This is a genomic window from Chlorogloeopsis sp. ULAP02 (assembly GCF_038404745.2).
GTDB lineage: Bacteria > Cyanobacteriota > Cyanobacteriia > Cyanobacteriales > Nostocaceae > Chlorogloeopsis.
This window is the reverse complement of sequence record NZ_JAYKTT020000016.1, coordinates 21,682-48,191: the sequence shown is the minus strand read 5'-3', so window position 1 is coordinate 48,191 and position 26,510 is coordinate 21,682. Positions and strand designations below refer to the sequence as shown.

The 26,510-nt window shown below is 40.4% G+C and carries 19 protein-coding genes, 3 pseudogenes and 1 CRISPR repeat array; of the genes and pseudogenes, 12 read left to right on the top strand and 10 right to left on the bottom strand.

The window, feature by feature from the left end:
- Window positions 1–2 precede the first annotated feature (2 nt).
- Window positions 3–1,406 carry a TldD/PmbA family protein gene (locus U2718_RS08515; protein ID WP_341998193.1) on the bottom strand — a complete coding sequence of 468 codons (1,404 nt, stop codon included), beginning with the start codon at window positions 1,404–1,406 and terminating at the stop codon, window positions 3–5.
- Window positions 1,407–1,578: 172 nt separating this feature from the next.
- On the opposite strand from U2718_RS08515, the gene U2718_RS08510 reads away from it, so the two are divergent.
- Both U2718_RS08510 and U2718_RS08505 read left to right on the top strand, forming a co-directional pair.
- On the top strand, window positions 1,579–3,201 hold the full coding sequence (locus U2718_RS08510; protein ID WP_341998122.1) for a DUF2079 domain-containing protein: 1,623 nt from the start codon (window positions 1,579–1,581) through the stop codon (window positions 3,199–3,201).
- Window positions 3,202–3,376: 175 nt separating this feature from the next.
- Window positions 3,377–4,564, top strand: coding sequence for a glycosyltransferase family 4 protein (locus U2718_RS08505; RefSeq protein ID WP_341998124.1), 1,188 nt, complete (start codon window positions 3,377–3,379; stop codon window positions 4,562–4,564).
- A gap of 987 nt (window positions 4,565–5,551) precedes the next feature.
- Here U2718_RS08505 and U2718_RS08500 read toward each other — a convergent pair.
- The 4 genes from U2718_RS08500 to U2718_RS08485 form a co-directional block, all read right to left on the bottom strand.
- Entirely contained in the window at window positions 5,552–6,250 is a 699-nt protein-coding gene (locus tag U2718_RS08500) for a carbonic anhydrase (protein ID WP_341998126.1), read from the bottom strand.
- Window positions 6,251–6,267: 17 nt separating this feature from the next.
- Window positions 6,268–6,579, bottom strand: coding sequence for a P-II family nitrogen regulator (locus tag U2718_RS08495; protein WP_289793258.1), 312 nt, complete (start codon window positions 6,577–6,579; stop codon window positions 6,268–6,270).
- 4 nt (window positions 6,580–6,583) lie between these two features.
- Window positions 6,584–7,552 (bottom strand): sodium-dependent bicarbonate transport family permease, encoded by a 969-nt coding sequence (locus tag U2718_RS08490; protein ID WP_341998129.1) that lies wholly within the window; start codon window positions 7,550–7,552, stop codon window positions 6,584–6,586.
- A gap of 495 nt (window positions 7,553–8,047) precedes the next feature.
- On the bottom strand, window positions 8,048–8,932 hold the full coding sequence (locus U2718_RS08485; RefSeq protein WP_341998131.1) for a LysR family transcriptional regulator: 885 nt from the start codon (window positions 8,930–8,932) through the stop codon (window positions 8,048–8,050).
- A gap of 286 nt (window positions 8,933–9,218) precedes the next feature.
- Here U2718_RS08485 and apcD point away from each other — a divergent pair, with 286 nt between their 5' ends.
- Together apcD and U2718_RS08475 are read left to right on the top strand one after the other, a co-directional pair.
- Complete coding sequence (gene apcD, locus U2718_RS08480) at window positions 9,219–9,695, top strand: allophycocyanin subunit alpha-B (RefSeq protein WP_341998133.1); 477 nt, start codon at window positions 9,219–9,221, stop codon at window positions 9,693–9,695.
- 93 nt (window positions 9,696–9,788) lie between these two features.
- Window positions 9,789–10,274: an allophycocyanin subunit beta gene (locus tag U2718_RS08475; protein ID WP_341998134.1), complete on the top strand. Its 486-nt coding sequence runs from the start codon at window positions 9,789–9,791 to the stop codon at window positions 10,272–10,274.
- Between the two features lie 817 nt (window positions 10,275–11,091).
- On the opposite strand, the pseudogene U2718_RS08470 reads toward U2718_RS08475, so the two are convergent.
- A pseudogene (locus tag U2718_RS08470) lies at window positions 11,092–12,069 on the bottom strand (chlorophyll a/b binding light-harvesting protein); the annotation flags it as partial.
- A gap of 494 nt (window positions 12,070–12,563) precedes the next feature.
- On the opposite strand from U2718_RS08470, the pseudogene U2718_RS08465 reads away from it, so the two are divergent.
- The 4 genes and pseudogenes from U2718_RS08465 to U2718_RS08450 all read left to right on the top strand — a co-directional run bounded on the left by U2718_RS08465 (window position 12,564) and on the right by U2718_RS08450 (window position 15,395).
- Window positions 12,564–12,944, top strand: a pseudogene (locus tag U2718_RS08465) (class I SAM-dependent methyltransferase).
- Window positions 12,945–13,132: 188 nt separating this feature from the next.
- On the top strand, window positions 13,133–13,504 hold the full coding sequence (locus U2718_RS08460; RefSeq protein ID WP_341998137.1) for a hypothetical protein: 372 nt from the start codon (window positions 13,133–13,135) through the stop codon (window positions 13,502–13,504).
- An 82-nt stretch (window positions 13,505–13,586) separates the two neighbouring features.
- The gene (locus U2718_RS08455; protein ID WP_341998139.1) at window positions 13,587–14,867 is read left to right on the top strand and encodes a S41 family peptidase; all 1,281 of its coding nucleotides are present in this window, start codon (window positions 13,587–13,589) and stop codon (window positions 14,865–14,867) included.
- 90 nt (window positions 14,868–14,957) lie between these two features.
- On the top strand, window positions 14,958–15,395 hold the full coding sequence (locus tag U2718_RS08450) for a low molecular weight phosphatase family protein (RefSeq protein ID WP_341998141.1): 438 nt from the start codon (window positions 14,958–14,960) through the stop codon (window positions 15,393–15,395).
- 89 nt (window positions 15,396–15,484) lie between these two features.
- Window positions 15,485–16,899: a CRISPR direct-repeat array (repeat unit 37 nt; unit sequence GTTTCAATCCCTAATAGGGAGTAATTAAAATTTCAAC).
- A gap of 244 nt (window positions 16,900–17,143) precedes the next feature.
- Here the strand turns inward: U2718_RS08450 and U2718_RS08445 are convergent.
- Entirely contained in the window at window positions 17,144–18,310 is a 1,167-nt protein-coding gene (locus tag U2718_RS08445) for an IscS subfamily cysteine desulfurase (RefSeq protein ID WP_341998142.1), read from the bottom strand.
- Window positions 18,311–18,409: 99 nt separating this feature from the next.
- Between U2718_RS08445 and U2718_RS08440 the strand changes: the two are divergent.
- Window positions 18,410–18,757: pseudogene (locus U2718_RS08440) on the top strand (Uma2 family endonuclease); the annotation flags it as partial.
- A 135-nt stretch (window positions 18,758–18,892) separates the two neighbouring features.
- On the opposite strand, the gene U2718_RS08435 reads toward U2718_RS08440, so the two are convergent.
- Entirely contained in the window at window positions 18,893–20,617 is a 1,725-nt protein-coding gene (locus U2718_RS08435) for an alpha/beta hydrolase (protein WP_341998146.1), read from the bottom strand.
- A 107-nt stretch (window positions 20,618–20,724) separates the two neighbouring features.
- On the bottom strand, window positions 20,725–21,006 hold the full coding sequence (locus tag U2718_RS08430; RefSeq protein ID WP_341998148.1) for a DUF99 family protein: 282 nt from the start codon (window positions 21,004–21,006) through the stop codon (window positions 20,725–20,727).
- A gap of 247 nt (window positions 21,007–21,253) precedes the next feature.
- On the opposite strand from U2718_RS08430, the gene U2718_RS08425 reads away from it, so the two are divergent.
- From U2718_RS08425 to U2718_RS08415, 3 genes are all read left to right on the top strand, one after another.
- Window positions 21,254–22,384 (top strand): succinylglutamate desuccinylase/aspartoacylase family protein, encoded by a 1,131-nt coding sequence (locus tag U2718_RS08425; protein ID WP_341998195.1) that lies wholly within the window; start codon window positions 21,254–21,256, stop codon window positions 22,382–22,384.
- A gap of 421 nt (window positions 22,385–22,805) precedes the next feature.
- Complete coding sequence (gene era / locus U2718_RS08420; protein WP_341998150.1) at window positions 22,806–23,717, top strand: GTPase Era; 912 nt, start codon at window positions 22,806–22,808, stop codon at window positions 23,715–23,717.
- A 216-nt stretch (window positions 23,718–23,933) separates the two neighbouring features.
- On the top strand, window positions 23,934–24,605 hold the full coding sequence (locus U2718_RS08415) for a response regulator transcription factor (RefSeq protein ID WP_341998152.1): 672 nt from the start codon (window positions 23,934–23,936) through the stop codon (window positions 24,603–24,605).
- Between the two features lie 222 nt (window positions 24,606–24,827).
- Here U2718_RS08415 and U2718_RS08410 read toward each other — a convergent pair whose 3' ends face one another.
- Window positions 24,828–26,459: an iron uptake porin gene (locus U2718_RS08410; protein WP_341998154.1), complete on the bottom strand. Its 1,632-nt coding sequence runs from the start codon at window positions 26,457–26,459 to the stop codon at window positions 24,828–24,830.
- Window positions 26,460–26,510 lie beyond the last annotated feature (51 nt).

Below are 26,510 nucleotides of genomic sequence, written 5' to 3'. Positions count from 1 at the left end.
TTCTACATCTCCCCCACTTCTCCACCTACTACCACATCTCGTATCCGCAAACTCGGCCCTCCACAACCCACAGGTAAACCATTTTGTCCACCTTTACCGCAACCACCAGACTCATCCCAGTAAAAATCATCGCCGATCGCTTCTATATCCGCCAAAGTTTGAAAAACATTTCCTGAGAGCGTCACATCCTTCACTGGCTCGGCAATTTTACCGTTTCTAATCATCCATGCTTCCCCAGCACTGAAGGTGAACATTTCTCCATTTGTCATTCCACCCAGCCAGTTACGGGCATAAACTCCTTCTTTGATATCGCTAAATAAATCAGCAACCGGAGTGTTACCCCTCTCTATCCAAGTGTTAGTCATCCGCACAATGGGAGCATGATGATAATTAAGACATCTAGCATTACCAGTTGGTACTTCTGCTAACTTGCCTGCTGTTTCGCGGGAGTGCAAGCGCCCCACTAAAACACCGTCTTGGATTAATTGCGTAGTTGTTGCAGGTGTACCTTCATCGTCATAAAAATAACTACCTCGATGTCCTTGAGGAGCAGCACCATCAAAAATTTGTAATTCTTTGCAGCCAAATCTGCGACCGATAGTCATGACTTCCAACAAATCTGGGTTTTCATAAGCCATATCTGCTTCGGAAAGATGTCCGAATGCTTCGTGAACAAATAAACCAGTCAAAATCGGATCGATCACCACAGTGTAGGTATTGCCTTTTACCGAAGGTAGAGATAAAGCGGCGACTGCTCTTTGCGCTGCATTTTTGACTTGTTCATCTAAGCCAATTAAATCTTCAAAAGCTTTACGCGAGCCTGTAGTTTCTCTGCCAGTTTGCACAGTATCGCCGTTTCTGGCAGTAGCAGCAAAGCGCATTTCCATATCTACCCAAGATTGCTCGATTAGAGTTCCTTCAGAAGTAGCGATAATTACCCTTTGACTACAGTCGCCATAACGTACAGAAGTAGTGGTGATTGCATGATCTACACTTTTGAGAAGTTCAGTGTAGCGATCGCACAATTCTTTTTTTTGGCTCAAGGGAATTTTGCACGGATCGGTACCTGTCAGTGGCACTCGGCAAACTGCTTGTACTGGTTCAATAGGAGCAAGTGTAGTTTCTTCATCACCAACCATCCGCGCCGCAGCGATCGCTTCTTTAATTCTGTCTTCGATTGTCGTCAAGCGATTAAAGCTGCTGAATCCCCAACCACCTTTATAAGCAGCACGAATATGTCCACCAACAGAAATACCTTCGCTGAGGGTTTCTACTTTGTCACCACGCAAGACAATATCCGTACCTTCAGCTTCTTCCAGGCGAATCATCAGATAATCTACCCTAGATGAGTAGCGAGCAATCAAATCCGAAAGCAAATTTTGAATATCCGCAAGTAAGGTAGGCATTTGGCAGACAGGAACAATAGTGCACAGCATCAATTCTCCAATAGATGTGCCTCCATTTGCCTATTTGAGAGCAAATATTCATCTTTGTTCTCACAATGGTTTAAAGTTTTACAATAATTTCTTCAATATTTTTTTTAGCTTTACTCCTCTGGTGTGAGTGATGTGGTCAAATATGCAAAAAAAACCGCTATTAAAAATAGAAGCAAGTAGTGCCAGTAATCTAGTTTTCCGATTAGCAGGAATATTTTTTATCCTGTGTCTATTATTTACCCTGCACCGTTACTACAGTTTTTACGCTTCCTTCGACCAAGGTATATTTAACCAAGTTTTTTGGAATAATCTCCACGGGCGCTTTTTTCAAAGTTCCCTTTCTTCTAGTCTTTCCACCAACGTCGTTCACGCTGGAGAAATTCCCACAGTTTATTACCATCGCCTCGGTCAACACTTCACACCAGCATTGTTACTGTGGCTGCCAATTTACGCTTTATTTCCCTCTCCCGCGACTTTAACAGTTCTGCAAGTAACACTCATCACTGCCGCAGGTTTAGTTTTATATATCCTGGCACGACAATATCTCAAACCATTATTAGCAATCATGATTACCGCCAGTTTTTATGCTGCTAATGCGGTGATTGGCCCGACTTTAAGCAACTTTCACGACATTAGTCAAATTCCCCTATTTGTTTTTACCCTGCTGCTAGCAATGGAAAAACGCAGGTGGTGGTTGTTTTGGCTGATGGCAATTTTGATTTTGGCTGTGCGGGAAGATGCAGGTGTAGGTTTATTTGGCGTGGGATTCTATATGGTTTTAAGCAAGCGTTTTCCCCGCACTGGCATCGGAGTCTGCATCCTCAGTTTTGGTTATATGTTGGCTCTCACCAATTTGATCATGCCGTTGTTCTCCAAAGATATTTCCCAGCGCTTCATGTTGGAGAGGTTTGGACAATACGCCGAAGGCAAAGAAGCTTCTACCTTAGAAATTATTTGGGGCATGGTTAGCAACCCCGTCCGGTTATTAGTAGAATTAGTGACGCCAATAGATAGAACTATTAAGTATTTACTCGGTCAATGGTTACCGTTAGCGTTTGTACCTGCCGTTGCTCCTGCCTCTTGGATGATAGCTGGTTTCCCTCTTTTGAAGCTTTTTCTGGGTAAGGGAGAATCTGTTCTGGCGATTACGATTCGCTACGCTTTAACCGTAGTGCCAGGCTTGTTTTACGGAGCAATTCTCTGGTGGTCACAGCATCAGCAAAAATTTACACCTTCATTTCGCCGTTTTTGGGTGGGATGTATCTGTGTTTCCCTATTTTTTAGCTTTGCATCCAATCCCAATCGGACTTTTTACTTTCTCATTCCAGATTCTGTAAACCCTTGGGTATATGTGTCTTTATCACGACAGTGGCAACACGTAGAGCAGATGCGTCCCTTATTGGCACAAATTCCCCAGGATGCTAGCGTCTCTGCAACTACTTATATTGTCCCTCATCTTTCTAGCCGCCGGGAAATTCTGCGCTTGCCTGTCTTAGAATTACGCAATGATGTCCAACAAGTAATTCAGGTAGATTATGCGATCGCCGATTTGTGGCAATTACAAAAATATCAAGCGGCTTTTAAAAGCGATCGCCGTCTATTGCAAGATTTGACAAAACTAATTGACCAGGTCAGTAATAACCGAGAATATGGAATTATCGGTTTTCAAGATGGCGTCATCTTACTAAAAAAAGCTGCCAATTCGGACATCCAAGCCACAGCTGCTTGGTTACAATTTCGTCAGCAGTTGCAGCTTAACAAGTAGTTAGCAGCTTGATAATTTATAGCTAGTTGGCAAGAAAGTGTGATGATAATTACTTTTTATCTTTCTTAAAAAATCTAAAAAGTAAGGGTTAAACACTTCTTGCCAAAGCCAAACTTTTAAATTTTAGATAAATTAAAGCTTTTAGAAATTTGTCAAGGCTGAGGGATGGCAGTAGATGAAAATACTAGTAATGAGTTGGGAGTTTCCGCCTCGTATTGTCGGAGGGATTGCCCGTCATGTGTCGGAGTTGTACCCAGAATTAGTCAAGCTAGGGCATGAAGTTCACCTGATGACGCCTGAGTTTGGTCATGCGCCCTTGTACGAAGTAGTGGAAGGTGTGCGGGTGCATCGCATTCCCGTTCCTGGTGGTAACGACTTTTTCCACTGGATCGCCAATATGAATGAAAGCATGGGTAGTCATGGCGGCAAGTTGATGTTGGAAGAAGGCGCATTTGATATTATTCATGCTCATGATTGGGTGGTAGGAGATGCAGCGATCGCCCTTAAGCACAGTTTCAAAGTTCCCCTCATTGCGACAATCCATGCAACTGAACACGGACGCTATAACGGTATATATACAGATACTCAGCGTTATATAAGTGGTAAAGAAGAACTATTAGCTTACAATGCCTGGCGAATTATTGTCTGCACCGACTACATGCGCCGAGAGGTAGAACGAGCACTTCATAGTCCGTGGGATAAAATTGATGTCATTTATAACGGTATCCGTCCGGAAAAGAAACGCCATCACGAATGTTTTCACGCTCAGGATTTTCGCCGTCAATTCGCTGAAGATGGCGAAAAAATTGTTTACTACGTTGGGCGCATGACACATGAAAAAGGAGTATCTCTCTTACTTAATGCTGCTCCTAAGGTATTGTCGGAGATGGGCGGTTACGTGAAGTTTGTCATCATTGGTGGCGGCAACACTGACAATCTTAAAAAGCAAGCTTGGGATCTGGGAATTTGGCATAAATGCTATTTTACTGGCTTTATGTCTGACGAATACTTGGATAAATTTCAAACTATTGCTGATTGTGCAGTCTTTCCTAGTCTTTATGAACCCTTTGGTATCGTTGCCTTAGAAAGCTTTGCCTCTCGCGTTCCTGTAGTAGTTTCTGATACTGGTGGTTTTCCAGAAGTAGTACAACATACAAAAACTGGAATTGTCACTTACACTAATAATCCTGATTCCTTAGCTTGGGGAATTTTGGAAGTTTTGAAAAATCCCGAATATCGGCAATGGCTAGTTGATAATGCTTACGAAGATTTAGAACGGCGCTTTAGCTGGCCGAAATTAGCCAAACAAACAGAAGATGTTTACAAGCAGGTAGTGAAAGAGAAGCTACAGGTAATTTGGTGATAGTCAAAAATCAAGAAAAAGCCAGTGGGAAGGAGCACCACTGGCAAAGAGCCAATCGGAAAACTATGCAAAACAGTTGTTCAATCTCATGAACTAAAACTTAGAATTCCAGAAATTGACCAGCTTGTAAAGTTATGTACAATTTTGATGCAACAGCGGCTATTTCATTTTTGAGCATACACAATTTAGAAATAAATTCTGCTGGCCTGTATAGATTTGAAAATACTTAAGGACATCTATCAAAGTGTTGAGATATAATCAAAAACCATAAAAATAACTTTTTGTAAATATAAATACAATTTTTCTGTGACGCTGCTTATATAATAATGGAGCGAATAAAATACTGAAGCAAGCTCCGCTACAGTCGTCTGTAATGTTTTGACATTTAGTGCAAATATTGGATTCGTTTTGCTCAACCACTCAGGTACTAGTGCAGTTTTTAGTTAGCAAAATATTTTATCAGTTCATTACTTAGGGTAGTGGCTCGGTATTAGGTATTCTTAATTTTACCTAGTTAGATACTAAAGTTTGAGCTTAACGAAATCCAAAAAAAGTCAGTGGGGGTAGACCACTGACCGAGAGAAAGAATGATGATATGAGAATGATAATTACAGAAAATTATTGTCTTGTAAATTGACATACAACTTTCATGCAACACTGGGGAATAGGAGCTAGGTACTCGTGATTAGGTATTGGGTACTGGGAAAGAAATTCTTCCTAGTTCCTAGAATCGTAGGGTGAGCATTCCTCAGCAAGTATATCAAATGCTTACCAAATAGGCTTTGACAGGCAATGTCCACCTTACAGAAAACTTAGAAAAAAGAAAAAAACCAGTGGGGTAAACCACTGGTGAAAGACTTGGATTTTTTACGAGAGAGTGATGATACAAGACTAGAGGATTCCAGAAAAACGATGCTTTTGTAAACTCATATGCAATTTTCATGCAACAGGGATAATTTGACTCATCTAATTTTGTACCTTGCCTAATTAAGAAATGATCGTTACGCTTCCTGTATCCAAATCGTAACGTCCTCCCACGATTTTCAATTTCTCAGATTGTAGTCTTTCAGTGAGAAGACGCGATCGCTTTAACCGTTCAATTTGATACTGCACATTCGCAACAACAGCATTCTCAACTGCATCACCCGACAAAAGCTTGGCTCTTTTGACAACAGGCTTAATTGCCTTAACAAACGTACCAATATCACCAAGCAGCGCTTCGTTTTGTACGGCAGCTGTGACTGCTCCACAGCGTTCATGCCCCAACACCATCAACAAAGGAGTGCCAAGTAATGCAACTGCATATTCAATACTACCAAGCGCCTCAGGCGTGGCAATATTGCCGGCAATCCGAACATCAAAGATATCTCCGATACCCTGATCGAAAATAATTTCTGCTGGTACCCGCGAATCTGCACAACTGAGGATAGTTACAAATGGATGTTGAGCTTGAGCAACTTCCTGCAAGCGAGCAGCAGATTGATCGGGATATAAAGGTTTATGCCTAACAAACCGCTGATTTCCTTCCATCAGCTTTTGTAATGCTGCATCGGGAGTAAGAGATTGAGTTTTTGAAGGTAGTTCAGCAGCTTGAGTTGACTCAACCTGCCACAGTAAATCGCTAGATGCGATCGCCAAACCAAATACTCCCGTGGCTCCTAACTTCAAGAAATCACGGCGTTCCATGAAACGCTTCCTTAAGTTCATAACGACGCGACACATTTTACCGAGCGAATTTCCATCACATCCGAGATGTAACAAGTACCGCCAAATTTATTGAGCAAGGGTCTAATATTTTCTACAACAGGCTTGAGTTGCTCAGGCATACAAAATGCGATGATATAAACATTATCCAGCATCGTCATATCCAAATCTTCCGCCATACCTCGCAAGCCTTTGCCAGCAACGTTCCTAATTACAGCATGACCGTGTACACCTGACTTGTCTAACCCATCTAAAATTTTGCTAAGTTCAAAAGAGTTAGCAATAATTTCTATCTTTTTGACTAAATGCATACGATTACCTCCACAATAGGTTAATTCCGTATAGATATAACGGAATTCCTACAATAATGTTGAATGGGAAAGTGACTGCCAAAGCAGTAGAAACATACAAGCTAGGATTTGCTTCAGGAACAGTTAACCGCATCGCTGCTGGAACAGCGATGTAAGAGGCACTGGCACACAGCACAGCAAACAAGAGCGCATCTCCCTGAGACATACCAATTAATTTGGCAAGCAGTAATCCAATGCCTGCATTGAGTATTGGAATCAGTATCGCAAATGAAATCAGGAAAAAACCGGTTTTTTGCAAGTCTTTAATTCTTCTAGCAGCAACCAGCCCCATGTCTAGTAAAAAGAAGGTGAGAACTCCATAAAAAAGTCCTTGAGTAAAGGGTTCCAAAACCTGCCACCCATGTTCTCCTGTTAAAAAGCCAATTAACAAACTGCCGACTAAAAGAAAGACTGAACTGTTTAAAAACGCCTCTTGCAATACTTCCGACCAAGCAAATTCTCGCTTGCCATCAACAGTGAATAAATTCACTAAAATCAAACCAACAATAATAGCTGGAGATTCCATCAAGGCAAGGGCTGCAACCATATAACCATCAAAATCCATACCCAGTTCAGTTAAAAAGGCACTTGCTGTAATAAAGGTGACAGCACTGATAGAGCCATAGGTTGCCGCGATCGCTGCCGCATCATAAGTATCTAGCTTCAGCTTGAGAATAAAAAAGGTGTAAATTGGAACAAAACAAGCCATCAACATCGCTGCCAACAGCGTCAGAATTACTTCTTGGGTAATGCCGCTTTTGATTAACTCCACCCCTCCCTTAAACCCGATCGCAAACAGTAGATAAAGCGAGAGGAGCTTGGGTACTGGTGCAGGAATTTCTAAATCAGACTTAACAAAAACCGCAGTCATTCCCAAGAAAAAAAATAGGACTGGTGGATTTAGGATGTTAGAAATAATTAAACTGCCATCCATGTCCATCCCTCCTCAGACTGATTAAGCATAAAGTTAAACAATCTTTGCATTGTAAAAAATTTATCAAACCCTTGAATCATGATGTATCGCGTACCGTCACTCATGTCAATTGGGTAATTTGAAGAGTGAGTGTTTATCTTGCCTTTAGTTAAGCGATCACAAGATTTGTGTGTTTTTATGAAATGGATAGACTAAGTTGAACTGAGAGCGATCGCATTTACTGTAACTGTAAGAAGCAATAATCAAATTATCGCGGTTTTTTGTGTGCTCTCTGTAGTATTGTGTCTTTTCTATGTTTGATGAAAGTCACAAGTTTTGTCCTTCCTCGTTAAAAATTCCGAAGGTATGGCGAGCATAAGGAGAAGTAATCATTGAGCATAGTTTCACATATCCTACCTAACCTATAGGCGATCGCATATAGTCACGGTTAGCTCTGACTAAACTGCTGTCTGTACCAACATAGTTAAGTTCAAGCTATCCTAACCTTGAAGTTATTCATGTAGCAGCTACTTGCCTAACTACCTCCAAAATCCGTTGCACCGCAGCAGATGTATTGTCACGTCGCCAAATCATCGCCAGTGCCACCTTTGGTGTGGGTTCTTGCAAAATTTTATACACCACTCCAGGTCGTTGCAGATTTTGCAGAGACTCCGGTACGATCGCTGCTCCCATCTCTGCTGCTACTAGGCTAACTATTGTTTGCATCTGAATTGCTTCTTGAGCAACGGTAGGGCTAAAATCTGCTTGCTGGCATAGACTAATAATCGAGTCGTAAAGCCCAGGAGCTAAAGCACGAGGAAATAAAATAAAAGGTTCACCCTGGAGCGATCGCAATGACACATTGGGTTGATTTGCTAGTCGATGGCTTTCCGGCAGCGCCACCACCAATGACTCATCATATATAATCTCACAACAAAAAGAATCCTCCTCAATTGGTGGGCGGAGAAATCCTATATCAATTCGGCTATCCTGCAACCACTGTAATTGTTGATCTGTTGTGAGTTCGTGCAATTCCAAATTTATATTGGGAATGCAAGTACGAAAAGTCCGCAAGATACCGGGGAGAATATTGTAAGCAGCAGAACTGACAAAGCCAATTACCAACTGTCCTCTAAAGCCGCGACTCGTTTGTCTTCCTGCTTGAATAGCTCCCTCAAGCTGTTTGAGAATTTGCTGAACTTCTTCTAAAAACACCTGCCCTGCAATTGTTAATTGCACATTTCTTTTTGTGCGGTGAAACAATTCAAAACCCAACTCTGTTTCTAACTGACGAATTTGTTGACTAAGAGGAGGCTGGGCAATGTGCAAGCGTTCTGCCGCCCGCCCAAAGTGCAATTCCTCAGCTAACGTTACAAAGTAGCGTAGGTGTCGAAGTTCCATTGCGCTAATTTAATAATATCCAAAACATATTAAATGCTAGATAAAAATATATATGACATTTACAGAAATTGTGATTTCAAATAACCAATGGTTACTATTTTTTCTATGCTATGTAGTCTAGAGATAAATAATAAGTTTAGTTTATGATTAAGCAAGAAAATGTTTATGATTAAGTTTTTATTTTTATTATTAATTTGTGAAAACTATTCATGACTTTTAAAACAAAAAAGTAAGAAAATTAATTTGGAAATAGCATTTTTATTCCTGTAATTCAGGAGGACGATAAATGAGCATTGTAGCGCAAGTAATAGCTCAATCTGATGATGCTGCTCGCTTTCTTAGTCGGACTGAATTAGACAAATTAGATAACTTTTTTAAATCAGGAGAAACAAGGCTTAGAGTAGCACAGATATTAGCTCAGAACGAGCAAAATATCGTGGAAGAAGGCAGCCGTAGATTTTGGAAGATAGTTCCTAACACACCCAGCAATAGCGGCGATCCTAACAAGACAGCACTGTGTCAACGAGATCAAAGCTGGTATCTTCGTTTAATTACCTATGCCGTTTTGGCTGGAAATACAAAACCTTTGGAAGATATTGGCATAGATGGGATGCGAGAAATGTACACTTCTTTAGGTGTTCCAGTCAGTAATATAGGTACTTGCATGCGTTGCCTCAAAGAAGTTGCTTCAGGCATGATGAATCGAGAAGAAGCTGCTATTGCTGGGCCTTATTTCGATTATCTCATTCGAGCGATGTACTAGTTTCATTGCTTCTGTCCTACCAGAAAAAGAATTTTTAATAATTGACAGTTTTGGCTACGAACTTAGTACCTTAATTAGTTTGAAGGAAAAAAGATGCAAGATACTATTACCTCTCTCATTAACCCTGCTGATTTGCGAGGCAGATACCTAGATAATGTTGAACTGGACAAATTAAGAAAATATTTTCAATCAGGTGAGTTGCGTGTGAAAGCTGCTGCCACTATCAGTGAAAATGCTGCTAATATTGTTAGCCAAGCAGTAGCTAATTCCTTACTTTATGGTGACATCACCTGCCCTGGTGGCAATATGTATCCCACCCGTCGTTATGCAGCTTGCCTCCGCGATTTAACTTTATTCCTACGTTACGCTAGCTATGCCATGCTGGCTGACGATGCTTCAGTCTTGGATGAGCGAGTACTTGATGGTTTAAAGGAAACCTATAATTCTCTGGGTGTTCCGGTTGATCGAACTATCCAGGCAGTTCAGGCAATGAAAGAAGTAATTACTCGCCAAGTTGGTGCTGAAGCTGGTGAACAAGTAGGAAGACACTTAGACCACATTTGTAATGGTTTGAGTTAAGAAATTATTGGTGCCTTTCTAGCGATCAAGAGGTTAAAAGTAAGTTTATTACTCATTTAAGTTGCATAACCATTAAATATGCAAGTTGGATGTTTAATAAATAGACTTTTGACCTCTAAATTTTTGATTTTTAATTTTCAGTTAGGTTGTTAATCATTAGACTTCTTGTAAAAATCAGGATCTAGTATTTGTAGGGTGCATTAGAACGGATTTCGTAATGCACCCTACAACATATATTTTCAAAAAGAAAACCGGATTCCTATATATAAGTTAGTACTAACACAAAAAAAATTCATGCAGATAAATCTCTGCATGAAATAGATTCTCAAAAATTAACTACAATTCCATTTCTTTAACCAACATAACTTTCCTGTTGATTTAACTCTCTAGACTCCTACTCGTATTGCCTTGTTTTGTTAACCCCATACAAGGTTTTTTGAGCAGGCTTTTGATAGGAAAATTCGTAAAGGTGTTTCTGCATTGGCTGCGGATACCCAAGCTGTGATTTGTCCTCAACAGTAGGAACTTCATAAAAGGGTGTCTGCCCATTTTTTGGGTAGCTAAACTCATAGAGAACCTTTGGCTTTGGTTTTAATTCAGCTAATGCTGGCTTTCCTAGAACCTTAGAAGGATCATAGATTTTGTCGTTAGATGGTTGTTGGTATGCGAAAGCTGGCTTTTGCCCCACCTTCGGCAACTCGTAGAGACTACCCCACTCTGGCTGGGCTTGATAGCTGAAATGTTTCTGATATGCCAAATTTGGATTGGGAAAAGCTTCTGAAAAAGCATTTTTCCACGACTCTAGAACTGGCTCAAAGAAACCAGAAGCTAGCTGATAGTGCCAAAGTGAGCCTTGAAGGAAGAAGAAAGCTAAGTAGAAATGGGCATTTGCTAACCAAACGCGAGACGTAGGCTCTGACTGAGCTGGATCGAAGTAGTAAGGTAATAGAGATGACTTGAGATGCAATGTGGGGCCATAAAATTCAACAGGATAAGCCAAGGTATTAAAGCCGCAAAAGTAAGTTGAGGCAAATCCTGCTAGAGCAACACCAAATAAAGAGTAAGAAAGAATACCGTTACCAGAGAAAATGAAAAATCGCTCTACCCAAGCAAAAGGTTTGCGGAGAATATGCCAGATTCCTCCTAAAATTAGGATTACACCTACATAAATATGACCACCAACTAAATCTTCCAGGTTGTTAACTTCAAATAAATGAGCTATGCGATCGCCGATCACCACTGGATCAAGCGTAGGATTGGTAACTAAGCGCACTTCATGAATTGTGGCATCATAAAGCCCACCAAAATACATGGCTTTTGCTACTAAAAGCAATGCACCTAACCCTAAAAAAATTAGGTGATTTCCTAAGATAAAACCTAATTTCTTGGAGTCATCCCAGCTAAAGTGAAATAGACGAACTACACCTCTAGGATCTTCTTCCAGGTTTTGGGCAACTCTAAAATTATGAAATAGAGCGCCTCCTGCCAATACAAACGATGAGATGAGGTGTACCATCCCAATCACAAAATAGGGATAAGTATCAATCACCTCACCGCCTGAACCTACACCCAAACCTAAAGTAGCTAGGTGAGGTAGCAAGATTAATCCCTGCTCATACATTGGTTGATCGCTTGAGTACCGAGCAATCTCAAATAGCGTAAATGCCCCAGCCCAAAAAGCTATCAGCGCAGCATGAGCAATATGAGCAGTAACAAATGTACCCGATAGATTCGTAAGGCGTGCGTTACCAGCCCACCAAGGATATTTAACCTTGTTCTTATGGTCGGATTGCATAGTTTGTTATGTCCTCACTTTCAAATGTGGTGTTGAAAGCCGAGAAAGTTTTTTACAATTCTTAGCAAAAATGACAGTCTTATTAAATGTAATTATTGAAGAGTAAGCTAACAGATTGCAATCAATAGAATTAGTTTGTAATGTTTATATATTTTTTGTAATTTAAATTCCTACTCATTTATTAAATAAAAGGTGTAAGAGAAATTAAGTCACCGAAAAGGGAACGGGGAACAGGGAGTTTGGGAGAGGGGCTTGTTACCCCAACCCAAACTTGCAACTTATAGAAGATAGGGTTTTAGAACCTCATAGAGAAATAGATAAACCATAATGAATAATATTCAAAAAATATTAGTTACTAGATAAAAATATATGGGACATTGATAATTGCATTTTCTATGGTGAGAATTAAGCAGTGATTGATGTAGCGTTTAACGAGTAAATGTAAGCGTTGGAAAACCGCCAATCAATAATTTACTTATTGCAGAGAATTTATCATGTCAGTTAATTATTGGAATACTACCTTCTACGAGGGTAAACATTCATTTGTTTGGCAGTTTGGGGAAGATTTGCTGAAGTTACTTTCTCCACAACCAGGAGAAGCATTCTGGATCTTGGCTGCGGCACTGGGCAACTAACTGAGAAAAGTGACGTATGCCACTTTATTCGACCGACCAACCCCTTTAGAAGCAGGAAATGCAGGTATGGCGAATTGGCTGCAAATGTTCTTACCCAGTCAAATTTTCACACAACTATCAGCACAACAACAAGCGAAAGTGATTCAAGCCGTTGAAGAACGCTTGCAGCCTACATTATATCGAGATGGGCGATGGTGGGCAGACTATCGCAGAATTCGTGTGGTTGCACTCAAAATATAAGAGCGATCGCTTCTCTGTCGTATAGCAACAATTGGTAATAATTGCATCCTCTCTCGTCAGGAAACGGTGTTGCAGAATGGAAGTTATGATGTAACTAAATCTACGATTCTGATCAAATTGCGGGGTAAGGAAATCCCAGTTTTACTGGATCAGCTAATCCCCTCATCTTGAAGACAAGGAGAGGTGGCATGAGTAATTTTACTGAATCTCAAATCATTGAAACTGCAAAAAATCACATTTTGGCAACATATAGAAATTATGCCTATCCAGTTGTTCCAACTGATGAATACGATCATCCCATGCCCTATGAACCTGAATGTGTGCCGTGGGTTGTTTGCAAATCAATAGAGGTTAAAGACGGGCAGATTGGCAGTAGATCGAATGAGGAATGGGAAGTTGGTATCAAGGTTGACTGGAAGTGGGTTCACGAAGACTCAGAGGACGAGCCAGAAAAAGACGTTTTTCTGTCCGTGAGCGTATTCGCTAAAGACGGACAACTTTTTTGTGGCGAAATTGATCGAGTGTGGTTAAAAGAAGTTTGTACGGGAACTAATAACTAAAGATTTTCATCAGCAACTTCTTGTGGCAAGCCACTGCGTCTTTGAATATTTAGCCTAGTAAAAGGCGCACAAGGAGACGAAAATGAAAAAACGTAGACTGTCTGGGTTACTGAAGCTAACTGTAGCCATGCTGATGAGTTGCTCAGTGTTACTGCTTTTTTGGTTAACCTCACCACTGCCTCAGATACTAGCAAAACCTGAGACTAAAATTTTTGAACAAGTCTGGCAAACCGTTAATGAAAATTTCTACGATCCAAATTTTAATGGAGTCGATTGGAAAGCGATGCGGGAAAAGTATCAACCCCAAGCAGCGCAAACTAAGTCTAAAGAAGAATTTGCGATCGCCATCAACCAGATGCTTTCTGAATTGCAAAGTTCCCACATCCGCTATTACACTCAAGACGAGCCAGCATACTATCAGCTTTTAGGCATTTTTGTACCGAGAAGTACAGAGCTACAAAAACAGTTAAAAAAATACTTTCCCAAAGGCAAGATTGAATACACTGACATAGGTATATTCACAAAAAATATTAATAACAAAACCTTTATTAGCGCTATCCTTGATGGTAGTCCGGCTGCAAAAGCAGATTTAAAAGTAGGCGATCAAATTATTAGTGTAGATGGTCGTCCGTATCAACCAATACAATCATTTGCGGGAAAAGCTGGTGAGAAAGTCAAGCTGTTGATTCAGCGATCGCCCGATCGCAACAGTCAAAAAGAAATAGCGATCGTGCCAAAGATGTTAGACGCCAGCACCATGTTTATCGAAGCACACCGAGCTAGTACCCAAATTATTCAACGGCAGGGAAAAAAAATAGGCTACATTCATATCTGGTCACATGCTGCTAACGAAGATCAGCAGCAGCTGCAAGAAGAAATGATTTACGGACGCCTCAAAGATGCAGATGCATTAGTTCTGGATTTTAGAGACGGATGGGGTGGAGGAGATGTTGATTCTCTAAATATCTTTACAGCAAAAGAAGGGCCAAGTGTTACCAGTATTTCTCGTAAGGGCAGGAAATATACTTATGTGAGTCAGTGGAAAAAGCCAGTGGCTATGGTGATCAACGAAGGCAGCAGAAGTAGCAAAGAAATTTATGCCTATGGTTTTCAGCAGCATAAAATTGGCCCTGTAATTGGTTCCAAAACAGCAGGAGCAGTAGTTGCCGGTCGTCCTTTTTTTATGCCGGATGGTAGCCTACTTTACGTAGCTGTTGCAGATGTATTTGTCAATGGCAACGAAAGATTAGAAGGCAAAGGCGTCACACCAGATATGAACGTAGCCTTTCCCTTAGAATACGCCCAAGGTGCAGATCCACAAAAAGAGCGAGCTATAGAAACTGTGCTTGCAGCACTCAAATAACAAGGTAAAAATTACATAAAAAATAGGCTTTTCGGCTTTTTTAAACGGTATGTTTATAGCCGCCATCACGTACTAGGATCATCATACAAAATGAAAAAAATCTTGTTCCTGTGTACGGGTAATTATTACCGCAGTCGTTTTGCCGAACATCTGTTTAATTGGTTGGCTCTCAAGCACAGATTAAAATGGCAAGCTGTTTCACGCGGTTTAGCACTGGAGAGAGGTGTGAACAATATCGGGGCAATTTCCCGATACACGATTGAGGCTTTAAAGGAGCGGGGAGTAACTTTACTAGAAAGCGAACGTTTGCCCTTGCAAGCTCTAGAAGAAGATTTTCAAACTGTGGATTTGATAATTGCCCTAGATGAATTTGAACACCAACCTCTGATTCTAGAGCGTTTTCCTAAATGGTTAGATGCTGTGGAATATTGGTTAATCCACGATACTGATCAAACTTCAGCACAAGAAGCTTTAGAAAAATTGGAGAAACATCTGCTGTTATTAATTGAAAAATTGGCACAAGCTTAAGTAATTTTTTCGCTGGCTGATATACTCATTATCCTTCTCAAGCGATCGCATAAATGCGTTTGTAAAATTCTTTGCTTGGATGTGATTAGTTTTTAATCCCTAATAGGGAGTCATTAAAATTTCAACTAATTATATCTGGAATGCCGATGGATGCAATAGCGTTTCAATCCCTAATAGGGAGTCATTAAAATTTCAACTTTGTGATTTGCCCGTTATCCTCTACTTTGCGTGGGTTTCAATCCCTAACAGGGAGTAATTAAAATTTCAACATTGCTCTCTTTTTTCTTTTCTTCTGTACATTTCTTGGTTTCAATCCCTAATAGGGAGTAATTAAAATTTCAACTTTGCTGGCTTTGAGTCAGAGTAACTACAAGAAATCGTTTCAATCCCTAATAGGGAGTAATTAAAATTTCAACATGCAACTACAGTTAGAGGGCAACCGTTATTTTTAGTTTCAATCCCTAATAGGGAGTAATTAAAATTTCAACTGCAGCATTGTGCAATGTTTGCCACCAGCTTAAGTTTCAATCCCTAATAGGGAGTAATTAAAATTTCAACAAAGCTTACAAGTCACTGAGGAAAATCGAGAAGGCTGTTTCAATCCCTAATAGGGAGTAATTAAAATTTCAACGTAGTATACAGTATGAATTGAGAATATATTGGAAAGTTTCAATCCCTAATAGGGAGTAATTAAAATTTCAACTTCAAGCTGATTTTGACAAATTATATGTCAAAGATGTTTCAATCCCTAATAGGGAGTAATTAAAATTTCAACCAATACTCAAAAACACCCCACCCCGCCACACCGCGTTTCAATCCCTAATAGGGAGTAATTAAAATTTCAACTTTGGCTTGGTCAATGTCTGGGACGGAATAAGTAGCTGTTTCAATCCCTAATAGGGAGTAATTAAAATTTCAACCACCTTACGTCCGCTACCTGGCTCGTCGATGGAAGTTTCAATCCCTAATAGGGAGTAATTAAAATTTCAACCATTGACAGCTGACAAGTTGAAGAGAGCGATCGCGTTTCAATCCCTAATAGGGAGTAATTAAAATTTCAACCCATAAAGCGGGCGAACGAGGGCAAAGAGCCAGCGCTGTTTCAATCCCTAATAGGGAGTAATTAAAATTTCAACGTTACACATTAGAAGTGAAAGAAAGAATAATATATGGTTTCAATCCCTAATAGGGAGTAATTAAAATTTCAACCATGATGTACTTTTAGATTTAAGAGAAAGTGTAGATAGTTTCAATCCCTAATAGGGAGTAATTAAAATTTCAACTCATTCTCTATTTTTGTCCATTCATGCTTAAATGCGTTTCAATCCCTAATAGGGAGTAATTAAAATTTCAACTCCCCATGCTGGATTCGTTACCTGGAATGGCGTTAGAAAGTTTCAATCCCTAATAGGGAGTAATTAAAATTTCAACAGACAAGGCATTTAGGTTAGCAAGAAAAATTTTATAGTTTCAATCCCTAATAGGGAGTAATTAAAATTTCAACCGCGGCAGTTCCAAAGCCAGTCAATATTAGATTTTCAAGGTTCGTTTGCGCGGATGAGGCAATCATACCATGAAAAATTTGGATTGAGTAGAGTTAAAATCGCTGAAAGCCAGTCTTGATAAGGAGCGCGGATGGTTGAGAAGCGCGATCGCTCTTTTCTTTTTACAGTAAAAGAAATCCAGCCATTTTTTTGTGAACTGGTTTTTCAACACCTACCCATCCGCGCATTTACAAGAAAACGAAATTAAACCATCATTGCCTGCTTCCGTAAGCTTCCAATTGTAGCAATGGTATGTTGAGCGACTTGCTCAATCTCCTCAGCTGTATTAAATCGTCCAATGCCAAACCGTATTGACGCAGAAGCTAACTTTTCTGAATGTCCTAGTGCTGTGAGGACGTGGGATGGTGCAGTAGTAGCCGAGGAGCAAGCAGCACCAGAAGATACAGCCATTACTGGTTGCAATCCTAACAAAAGTGCTGCCCCGTCTACTCCCTCAACACTAATATTTAAATTTCCCGCCAGGCGCTGGATGGAGTGTCCATTGAGATGAATTCCCTCTAACTGAGAAAGCTCTTTCCATAATCTTTGTCGCAGTTGGCTGAGGCGTTGGGTTTCTGTGGCTTGTTCTTGTAAAGCGATTTCTACTGCTTTGCCAAATCCGACAATTTGCGGTGTGTATAAGGTGCCAGAACGCATTCCCCGTTCATGCCCACCTCCATGCTGCTGAGGAGCTAGTTGTACTCTTGGGTTGCGGCGACGGACGTATAGCGCACCAATCCCCTTAGGGCCATATACTTTATGTGCTGTTAGTGACATCAAGTCAATTTTCATTGCCTGCACATCTAAAGGAATTTTGGCGATCGCCTGTGCAGCATCACTGTGAAAAATTACACCATGCTCCCGACAGATAGCACCAATTTCTGCTAATGGCTGCAATACGCCAATTTCGTTATTTGCTGCCATCACCGAAACTAAGATAGTATCGGAGCGCAAGGCTTTTTCTAACTCGCTTAAATTTATGAGTCCATCTTGTTGAACTGGGAGAATAGTAATATCAAAACCTAGAGTTTGCAGATATTTGCAAGGATCGAGAACTGCGTTATGTTCGGTAGCAACAGTGATAATATGTTGTCCTTTTTGGAAATAAGCTTCTGCAACGCCTTTGATAGCTAAGTTATTCGCTTCTGTTGCACCACTAGTAAAGACTATTTCTTCTGGTGTGGCGTTAATAGCTTCAGCTAAAATTTCTCGCGATTTTTTAATAGCGGCTTCTGCTTCCCAACCGTAAACATGACCGATACTGGAAGGATTACCAAAGTGTTCGCTGAAGTAGGGTAACATTTCTGCCAACACCCGTTCATCTACAGGTGTGGTGGCATGGTGATCGAGGTAAATGGGACGACTAGACATAATTTATGAAATTAAAATTTGACCGAAATTTTTTAATATACTCAGAACCTTCTATAATTCATTTTCGCGCTTCAAAAGTGTAAATTCATTAGATAAAGCATATTTGATTATACTGCTGGGTTTATTATGCCCAACACAGATTTACGAGTGCCAGATGTTTCTTTTGTCTCAGCAGCAAGATTAAAACGTACTGTACGTGACTTTGCCAATTTGGTTCCAGATTTGGTAGTAGAAATTAAAACTCAATCAGTTCGTATCCGTTCAATTGAAGACAAAATCAAGCTATTTTTGCAATTGGGAGCACAGGTTGGAATATTGATAAACCCAGATGAATTAACTGTGAGTGTGTATCGTCCAACTGGTGAGATGGAAATGCTAAAAGGTGAGGATAAGTTAACTATTTCTGAGTTATTTCCTGGTTGGGAAATTAAAATTTTTGAACTATGACCGCCTGTGTTTGAGTAGTATATTGGAAGCGATTAAGCTGTTACATTTATGGTTTTGAAACCCTATGTTGAAATAGCCAAACTAGTGCAAGTCCTGTAATTAGTCCGGAAGGATTTGTAAGATTGAATTTACTTGCTACTGTTGGTTATTACTACTAAACTTTTCTAGGGAAATACTACTGGTGTTAAAGTCAAGCGATCGCACTAATGAAAGCGGTAATGGTAGCTGACTTATGGTTCTGATATAATCTGGACTCAGATACGAAAGGTAATTCGGCTGATTAGCAATATAAGAGTTGAAAAAAGCGACACTCAAAATATCGACATAGCGACGCGCTAAGGCAGGATTAGGGCCGATCGCCTGGCTAGGAACAGGTATGGCAGTGTTTGGTGATTCTGCAATGGTGGAAAAGTGAGTAGCATTATTAATCAATGCTAAGTATTTATTTGAGGTTGTAAGCCAACTAAAAGGTTGAATTTGTTCAGGAAGAGCTGGAGCAGCAGTATCGGCACTACTACTGATAATCATGACTGGGATTTTGATTTGACTTAGGCTTTGTTGTCCAAAAACGATACTATTGACGGGGTTAATGGCGATCGCAGCTTTAATGCGTGGATCAGCAAGGTTGTATTGACGAGATTGTGGTAATTCTAAAGCCAAGCATTGCAAAAGGAGCGAAACATTAAATGTGTCTTGGAAAGCCGGGCAACTTTTTTCTAGTTGCTCAAAGTTAATTGGTGCGCCTGCCAATGCTAAAGCTGTATAGCCTCCAAAGGATTGTCCAATTACGCCTACCTCTTGCAAATTCAAGCGTCCTTTGATAGCAGGATTGATTTGAGATAGGCGAGTCAGTTCATCTAATAAATACTTAACATCTAAAGGTCGGTCAATAAACTCTCCGGGCGCAGTAACTTGAGCCGATCTGCCTGACAATAGTGCTTGCAACTGTTGAGTATTGCTACCGGGATGTTCGGGAACAGCAACAGCGAAACCATAGGAAGCCAGATGTTCAGCTAAGTAAGCAAAGCTAGTGCGATCAGAACCCAGCCCGTGAGAAATGACAATTACTCTCGCACGATTGGAGCCAGATGGCAGATAAATGTCAACAGGAAAGGTACGATTCCGCGAGCGATCAAAAAGTGTAATGGTTTGCTTTTGCGATCGGAAAAACCCAGATTGTGGTAGGTTGATTTTGGCAACATTGTTTGTTTGGGGGAGAACAGTTGCTGTCTGTTGGTTAAATTGCTTGTTGATGAGGGCGATCGCTTGTTGAGTTTGGTTGACAAAACTCTGAATTGACTGAGCAAACTGTAAGCTGCGGGCTAAATTAATCGAAATTTCACTGGAAGGAAATTTACGTAGTATATTCAACAAATTGAAGTTTTGTGAGTCTACTGCCGCCAAAATTAGTGCAGCGCGAATTCCATACAAACCAGTGGAGCGTGTTTCTCCCTGAATAACTTGTGCCAGAATTTCTAATAGTCTTTCTCCGATGGGTGTGTAGAGAAACTGAGAAACCTGTATAGCATTTAAAGGAATAGGAGTAAGTAAAACTTCTCGCAGTTGCTCTAATTGTTCTTCGGGTGCGTACCGAGCGTAGGTTGCCAATTCATCATCTATTTTGCCTGTTCGAGCATAAGTTTCCAGAGAATCAATCGGGATAGATCGCTGTAAAAGTCCGTATGACAGAGTTAATCGTTCTGCACCTATAACAGGACGAGGAATGAAAATTGTGATAAAGAAGAAGGCAGTAGGCAGTAGGCAGTAGGCAGAAGGGAACCCTTTAAATATATTTAGCGGTTTCCAGAATAGACGTTTGATTGAACGCTTGTACCGTTGACGTGATTTTGGATGATGCATTCAGACAACCCCACTTATAGTTAGAGAGATTCAAAAGGCATCCAAAAGGAAAAGTTGATCATGGCGATCGCTGTGGATTTTTTAAGCTTGTCTTCCGCTCTGTGCTTTCACAACGGCAGCAGCAATAAGGTGAGCAAGACGTAGCCATAACCGCAGTCTGTAAGACGCCGCAGCACTTGAGCGCTTACCTGTGGTTCAGCACCACAAACCTGAAAATAAAAGGGTGGATATTCATAAATGCGACCAGCTTGGCGTAATATTTCTAATCGTTGTTCTGGTTGCGGTAGCCTGTGAATAGCCTTTTCAATTTTATTCAAGTTTGGTTGGCGTCGCATTACAGCAATACAGGGGCGTTCCAGTCGTTTTGCTAACAGTGGCAAGTTAATCATAGGGAATAGATGAAGAGGACACGGAGAATTATCAGCATATTCTTTCTCCTTATCTCCCCTGTCCTTTGTCCTAATACCAATTCTCTAAAATTTTGCCACACATCAATCTCCGCGTCTTTGCGTCACTATCTGTAACCGCCTTTTGGAGAATTAGTATAATTTCCTCCTGCCCTCTGCCTTCATTACCCACCGTTACAATATTGGCTCAAAATATATAGAATTTGTTTCAAGACTTGATATGCAAAATATGATTCCTACTATTTCTACTATTCCTCTCCGTCAAATGGCTTCAGGCGATCGCTTGTTTTTGCAAGTATACAAATTTATGGGAGCACAGCCAGGTAAAAAGGTTTATATTCAATCTAATTTACATGGTGCGGAAATAGCTGGTAACGCAGTCATTCATCAGTTAATTCAGTTTTTGTTGACTGTAAATGATGCTGAATTAGTAGGAGAGATTTGGTTAGTTCCTGTTTGTAATCCAATGGGAACTAATGAACGCGCCCATAATTTTTCTCCTGGAAGATACTGTGTTTATGAGTTCAAAGACTGGAACCGCATCTTTTGGGACTACGAAAAAGAAGCGGATGATTTAGCTGGCTTTGCTAAATCTCAACTTCATCTCGATTTAGAAATGGTAAAACAAAATTATCGAGCTTTAATCCAACAAAAATTTGCTCAACTCTCAGAAAAGATTAATGCTCCCAGTAGCGTACTGTATACTGAGAAATTCCGCTATCAACTTCAGTCTTTGTGTTTAAATGCCGACTATTTAATTGATTTACACAGTTCTACAAATCAAGGACTTAATTACCTCTATTACTTTCGCGATCGCGAAGTCAGCGCTAAATATTTCCTGCTAGATTTGGGGATTTGGCTGGATGAATATGACGGTGATGCGTTTGATGAAGCATTTATCAAACCTTGGTTAGCACTTGAAGAGTCTTTTAAACAATTAGGTAGAGAAATTCAATTTGATATAGAAGCTTGGACACTAGAACTAGGTACAGGTATGCAGATGATTCCTGATGCCGTTGCTAAAGGTTTAAGGGGAATAAAAAACTATTTATTACAGAAAGGAGTATTAAAAATTGCTGATTTTCATTTAGAAAATACACCTTCTCATGGAATGACTTTTAAAACTAGAAATAAAGTCAAAAAATATTATGCTCCTGTAGGGGGAATGATTCAATCAAGAGTTGAAGTGGGAAGTGAAGTTAAGGCAGGAGAACGTCTTTATCAAATTCTAAGTTTTAATAAAGAAGGCAAGTTACCAATGGTGATTGATGTTTGTGCGCAAGAAGATGGATTAGTATATGATATTTCTATAAACCAATCTGTGAATGAAGGAGAGTTTGTAATTGGAGTGAGTAGTTAATTGTCATAGTTCTCTTACCTCTTTTTTAAATAACGTTTATTTTACAAACTTAGAAATATGACTTCTTGGGGAAGTTAGATTTCTAGACTTTAAAATTATATCTGTAAGAGTCAGAAAAGAAAAAAGTAAGAAACTTAACTGATGTAAGATACATATAGTTGCGATTCTCACTAACTGACTAAAATAGCCCAAAGCTACTATCACAGATTTGGGAAAATGCCACTTTTTTACTTTCTCTATAGCTTGAAGTGATGGTACTTCACTAGTAGATTAGATAAAAGCAGAGGCAATTGCTAAAACTTTTAAGTGAGTGGATGATAATTTTGTCTCTACAAAAAATATACTAATAGCAAACGCAGGGTAAATGGAGTCCCAGGTGAATAGTAGCAATAATGACATCTTCTCTTTTTCAGGAGAAGTAATGATTCCTCAGGCTCCTCCTGAATTCAGGTCAGGTTTTATTGGCATTATTGGTCGCCCTAATGTCGGTAAATCCACGCTCATGAATCAGTTGGTAGGACAAAAAGTTGCCATTACATCACCAGTAGCACAAACTACACGTAACCGCTTGCGAGGCATTTTAACCACCAAAGATGCACAGCTAATTTTTGTGGACACCCCAGGAATTCACAAACCCCATCATCAGTTAGGGGAAGTACTGGTACAAAATGCAAAAATCGCCATTGAATCTGTGGATGTAGTGCTATTTGTGGTTGATGTTACAACAACCTGTGGCGCGGGCGATCGCTATGTTGCCGATTTGCTTAGTCGCAGCAGCACACCAGTAATTTTGGGCTTGAACAAAATTGACGAACAGCCTCCAAATTTTCTAGAGATAGATGAAAGTTATACCCAGTTAGCAGATTCACAGCAATGGCAAACAGTCAAATTTTCTGCCAAAACTGGTGTAGGATTGCCGGAATTACAACAATTACTGATTCAAAATTTAGAACCTGGGCCTTATTATTATCCTCCTGATTTGGTAACTGACCAGCCGGAGCGTTTTATTATGGGTGAATTAATTCGCGAACAAATTTTACTGTTAACGCGTGAAGAAATTCCCCATTCTGTGGCGATATCTATAGATCAGGTGCAAGAAACACCAACGATTACCCGTGTGATGGCAACGATCCACGTCGAGCGTGATTCCCAAAAAGGAATTTTGATTGGCAAAGGCGGATCAATGCTCAAAGCTATTGGTAGCGCAGCGCGCGAACAAATTCAAAAGTTAATTGCAGGCAAAGTCTACTTGGAACTGTTCGTGAAAGTGCAACCAAAATGGCGTCAATCTCGCATCCATTTAGCAGACTTGGGATATCGCGTGGAAGAATAGAGTTAGTCATTAGTCAATAGTCAACAGTCGATAGTCATGTGATAAAAACACACTCACCCACCCAACCACCTCTACACTGGTAGTGGTGAATTGGATTTTAAGCGTTATCTTTAATGACAATTGATTGAACTAATTTCATAAATTAAAGTCATTTGTCCTTTTCTAAGGATTAATGACAAATGACTAATAACTAATTCAAAATTAATATTTTTTAAGATGTCTGTGGATACTTCTTTTAATTTGCCAGCAGAAGCTCCGCCTTTGCGAGTATTAATAATTGAAGACGATCCGATGATGCAATTAGGTTTGGAACAGTCACTAATGACGCATCCCCAATTGGAAATTGTTGGACAAGCTGAAGATGGCTACTTAGGTGTGCAAGCAGCATTGAAACTTAAACCAGATTTAGTGGTAATGGATATTGGGTTGCCGCGACTAGATGGCATCGCTGCGACACAGCAAATTAAGGCAGCATTACCAGAAACTCATGTGGTGATGCTAACATCCCACAAAACAGAAACGGAAATTATTGCTGCTTTGTCTAGTGGTGCAGATGCATATTGCATCAAAGGGGCTAGTGTGGAAAGGCTTTTGAGTGCGATCGCTGCCGCCGTTGAGGGTGCAACTTATCTCGATCCTCAAATTGCCAGGCAAGTGATCGAAAATCTTAAACCGCCCTCTCCAAAAGGGAACATAGCAAATCTCTCCGAACGAGAATTAGAGGTGTTGAAACTGATGGTAGAAGGTTACAGCAACCCACAGATAGCTGAAAGACTTTACCTCAGTCCTAATACTGTGAAAACTCACGTCCGGGGGATTATGAATAAATTATCTGTAGATGATCGCGTTCAAGCAGCGGTTGTGGCTTTACGTTCTGGGTTAGTTTAATGGACATTTCGACTTTCATCTTCAAGATAGAGGCTAATTTTCTTAACCTATTTCTTTTTTTGGTAAAGCTAAACTAAAAATCTGTGTAGGCTGTTACAATGATTGTTAAGAAAAATTGCCCGCTGCGCTTTGGGAACGCGAAGCTTGGGCTGTACTCTATTGAGAAGACAACGTAAAGAAGAAATTTTTAATAGACCAGCTGTGATTAGCTGGTCTTTTTTATTAAAAACTGAAGGTGGTTCTTAATGCCCCAATAATAACATCATCATTATCATTGTTGTGATCCGGGGCAGTTAGCCAGATCACTCCTGGGGTAATAGTGATATTATCGCTAATCTGATATTGGTAGAACGCCTCTACATGATAGGAAGTATCCCCATCTGTATCGATTTCATCGAGACTAGAACCTGTAACCTTAGGTTCCATACCGACAATGATACCTGCTAAGTTACCTTTTTTACCAAGATCTGGAAAACCTAAAGTTACTGCCCAGTTCCAAATATCAAGCTCTCCACGGTCAATAGTTCCTCCTGCTGTGGATAAACTCCGAGCGTTTGTGTAGCCAACCCAACCACCTAAAACAAATTGCTCGCTAATGCCCAAAGACGCTTGTAAACCGTAGGAGTTACTAGAAAAAGGTACATCAACAGTCCCGAAATTTTGATCTAAAAAGGATATTGGGTTTGCCCTACTGCTACCAGCACCCAATTCCTGATTGTAGGCGTTGATGTAAGTTAAACCAATGGTGAAGCGATCGCTAGGTTTAAATGTTAACTGTGCCAACGCACCATAAGGGCCGTTGAAAAAGCCATTATCAGAGGAAGGATCATTGGGCGAACTCCCTAAATATGCTAAACTCAGCGCCAAAGCATCACTAAAATTTTGGGTGACTCCAAAGCCTGCACCGTCCATTTGGTAATAGATTGGGTTACGCGTACCGAAGGTAGACAAAGCACCAAACGCACCATCTCCATCAAAGAGGTTTACTGTACTGGTAACATCATCCGCTGCACCTGCATTGGCAATAGCGATCACCTCTGTACTTTCAGTCAGGGGAAATCTGTACCAGAGTGCATCTATTGCAACATCAGTCGTGCCATCTTCACCTGCAAAGAATAAACTTCCCTCTGGCGTGCCAAGATCTGGGCTGAGAATATTGTTTGCTTGCAGCCTGGTGAATAGAGTATCTCTTCCAGTGAAGCTGGTGTTTAATTCTACACGCGCCCGCGCTCCAAAAGTTGTATTATTGCTTTTTGCATCTACACCATTAACATTGTCCCCTGCGAAGACGTCGGTAAGGGCAGCGACAACTTGTCCGGTTAATTTAGTAGTAGTAGAAAATTGATTGGCTTCCAATTCAGCATTACGTGCTTCCAGAGCATCCACACGGCCGCGTAAAGTAGCTAATTCTGCGGCAAACTCTTCTTGTAACCTTTGTAATGTGGCTAAATCTTCTTTTTGTACCAAATCACCAGTGGCAGTAGCAATTAGTTCGTTGACGCGATCCAGACAAGCATTCAAACCTGCCGCAAACTCATACCGCGTCATTGCCCGATTACCCCGATATGTGCCATTTGGATATCCAGCAATACATCCGTAACGTTCAACCAGTGATTGCAAAGCAATAAATGCCCAGTCTGTAGGCTGTACGTCCGATAATTGGGAAACGGCAGTTACTTGCGCTACTATTTGTCCTGTATTTTTCTGGACTTTTTTTTCGGGCTTTGCTACTAACTGCGATTCAGTTACTTCTGAAATAGTGGTTTTTTCCTGTGCAACTGCGACAGAGCCAAAAAACAGCATTGTGCCAAACACTGCCGGAGTCATCAGCAGAGTTTTCCAAAATTTTTGCATTTTATTCCTCACACTACCTAAATTAAAGATTCTCTAACACTACTTCCCAAA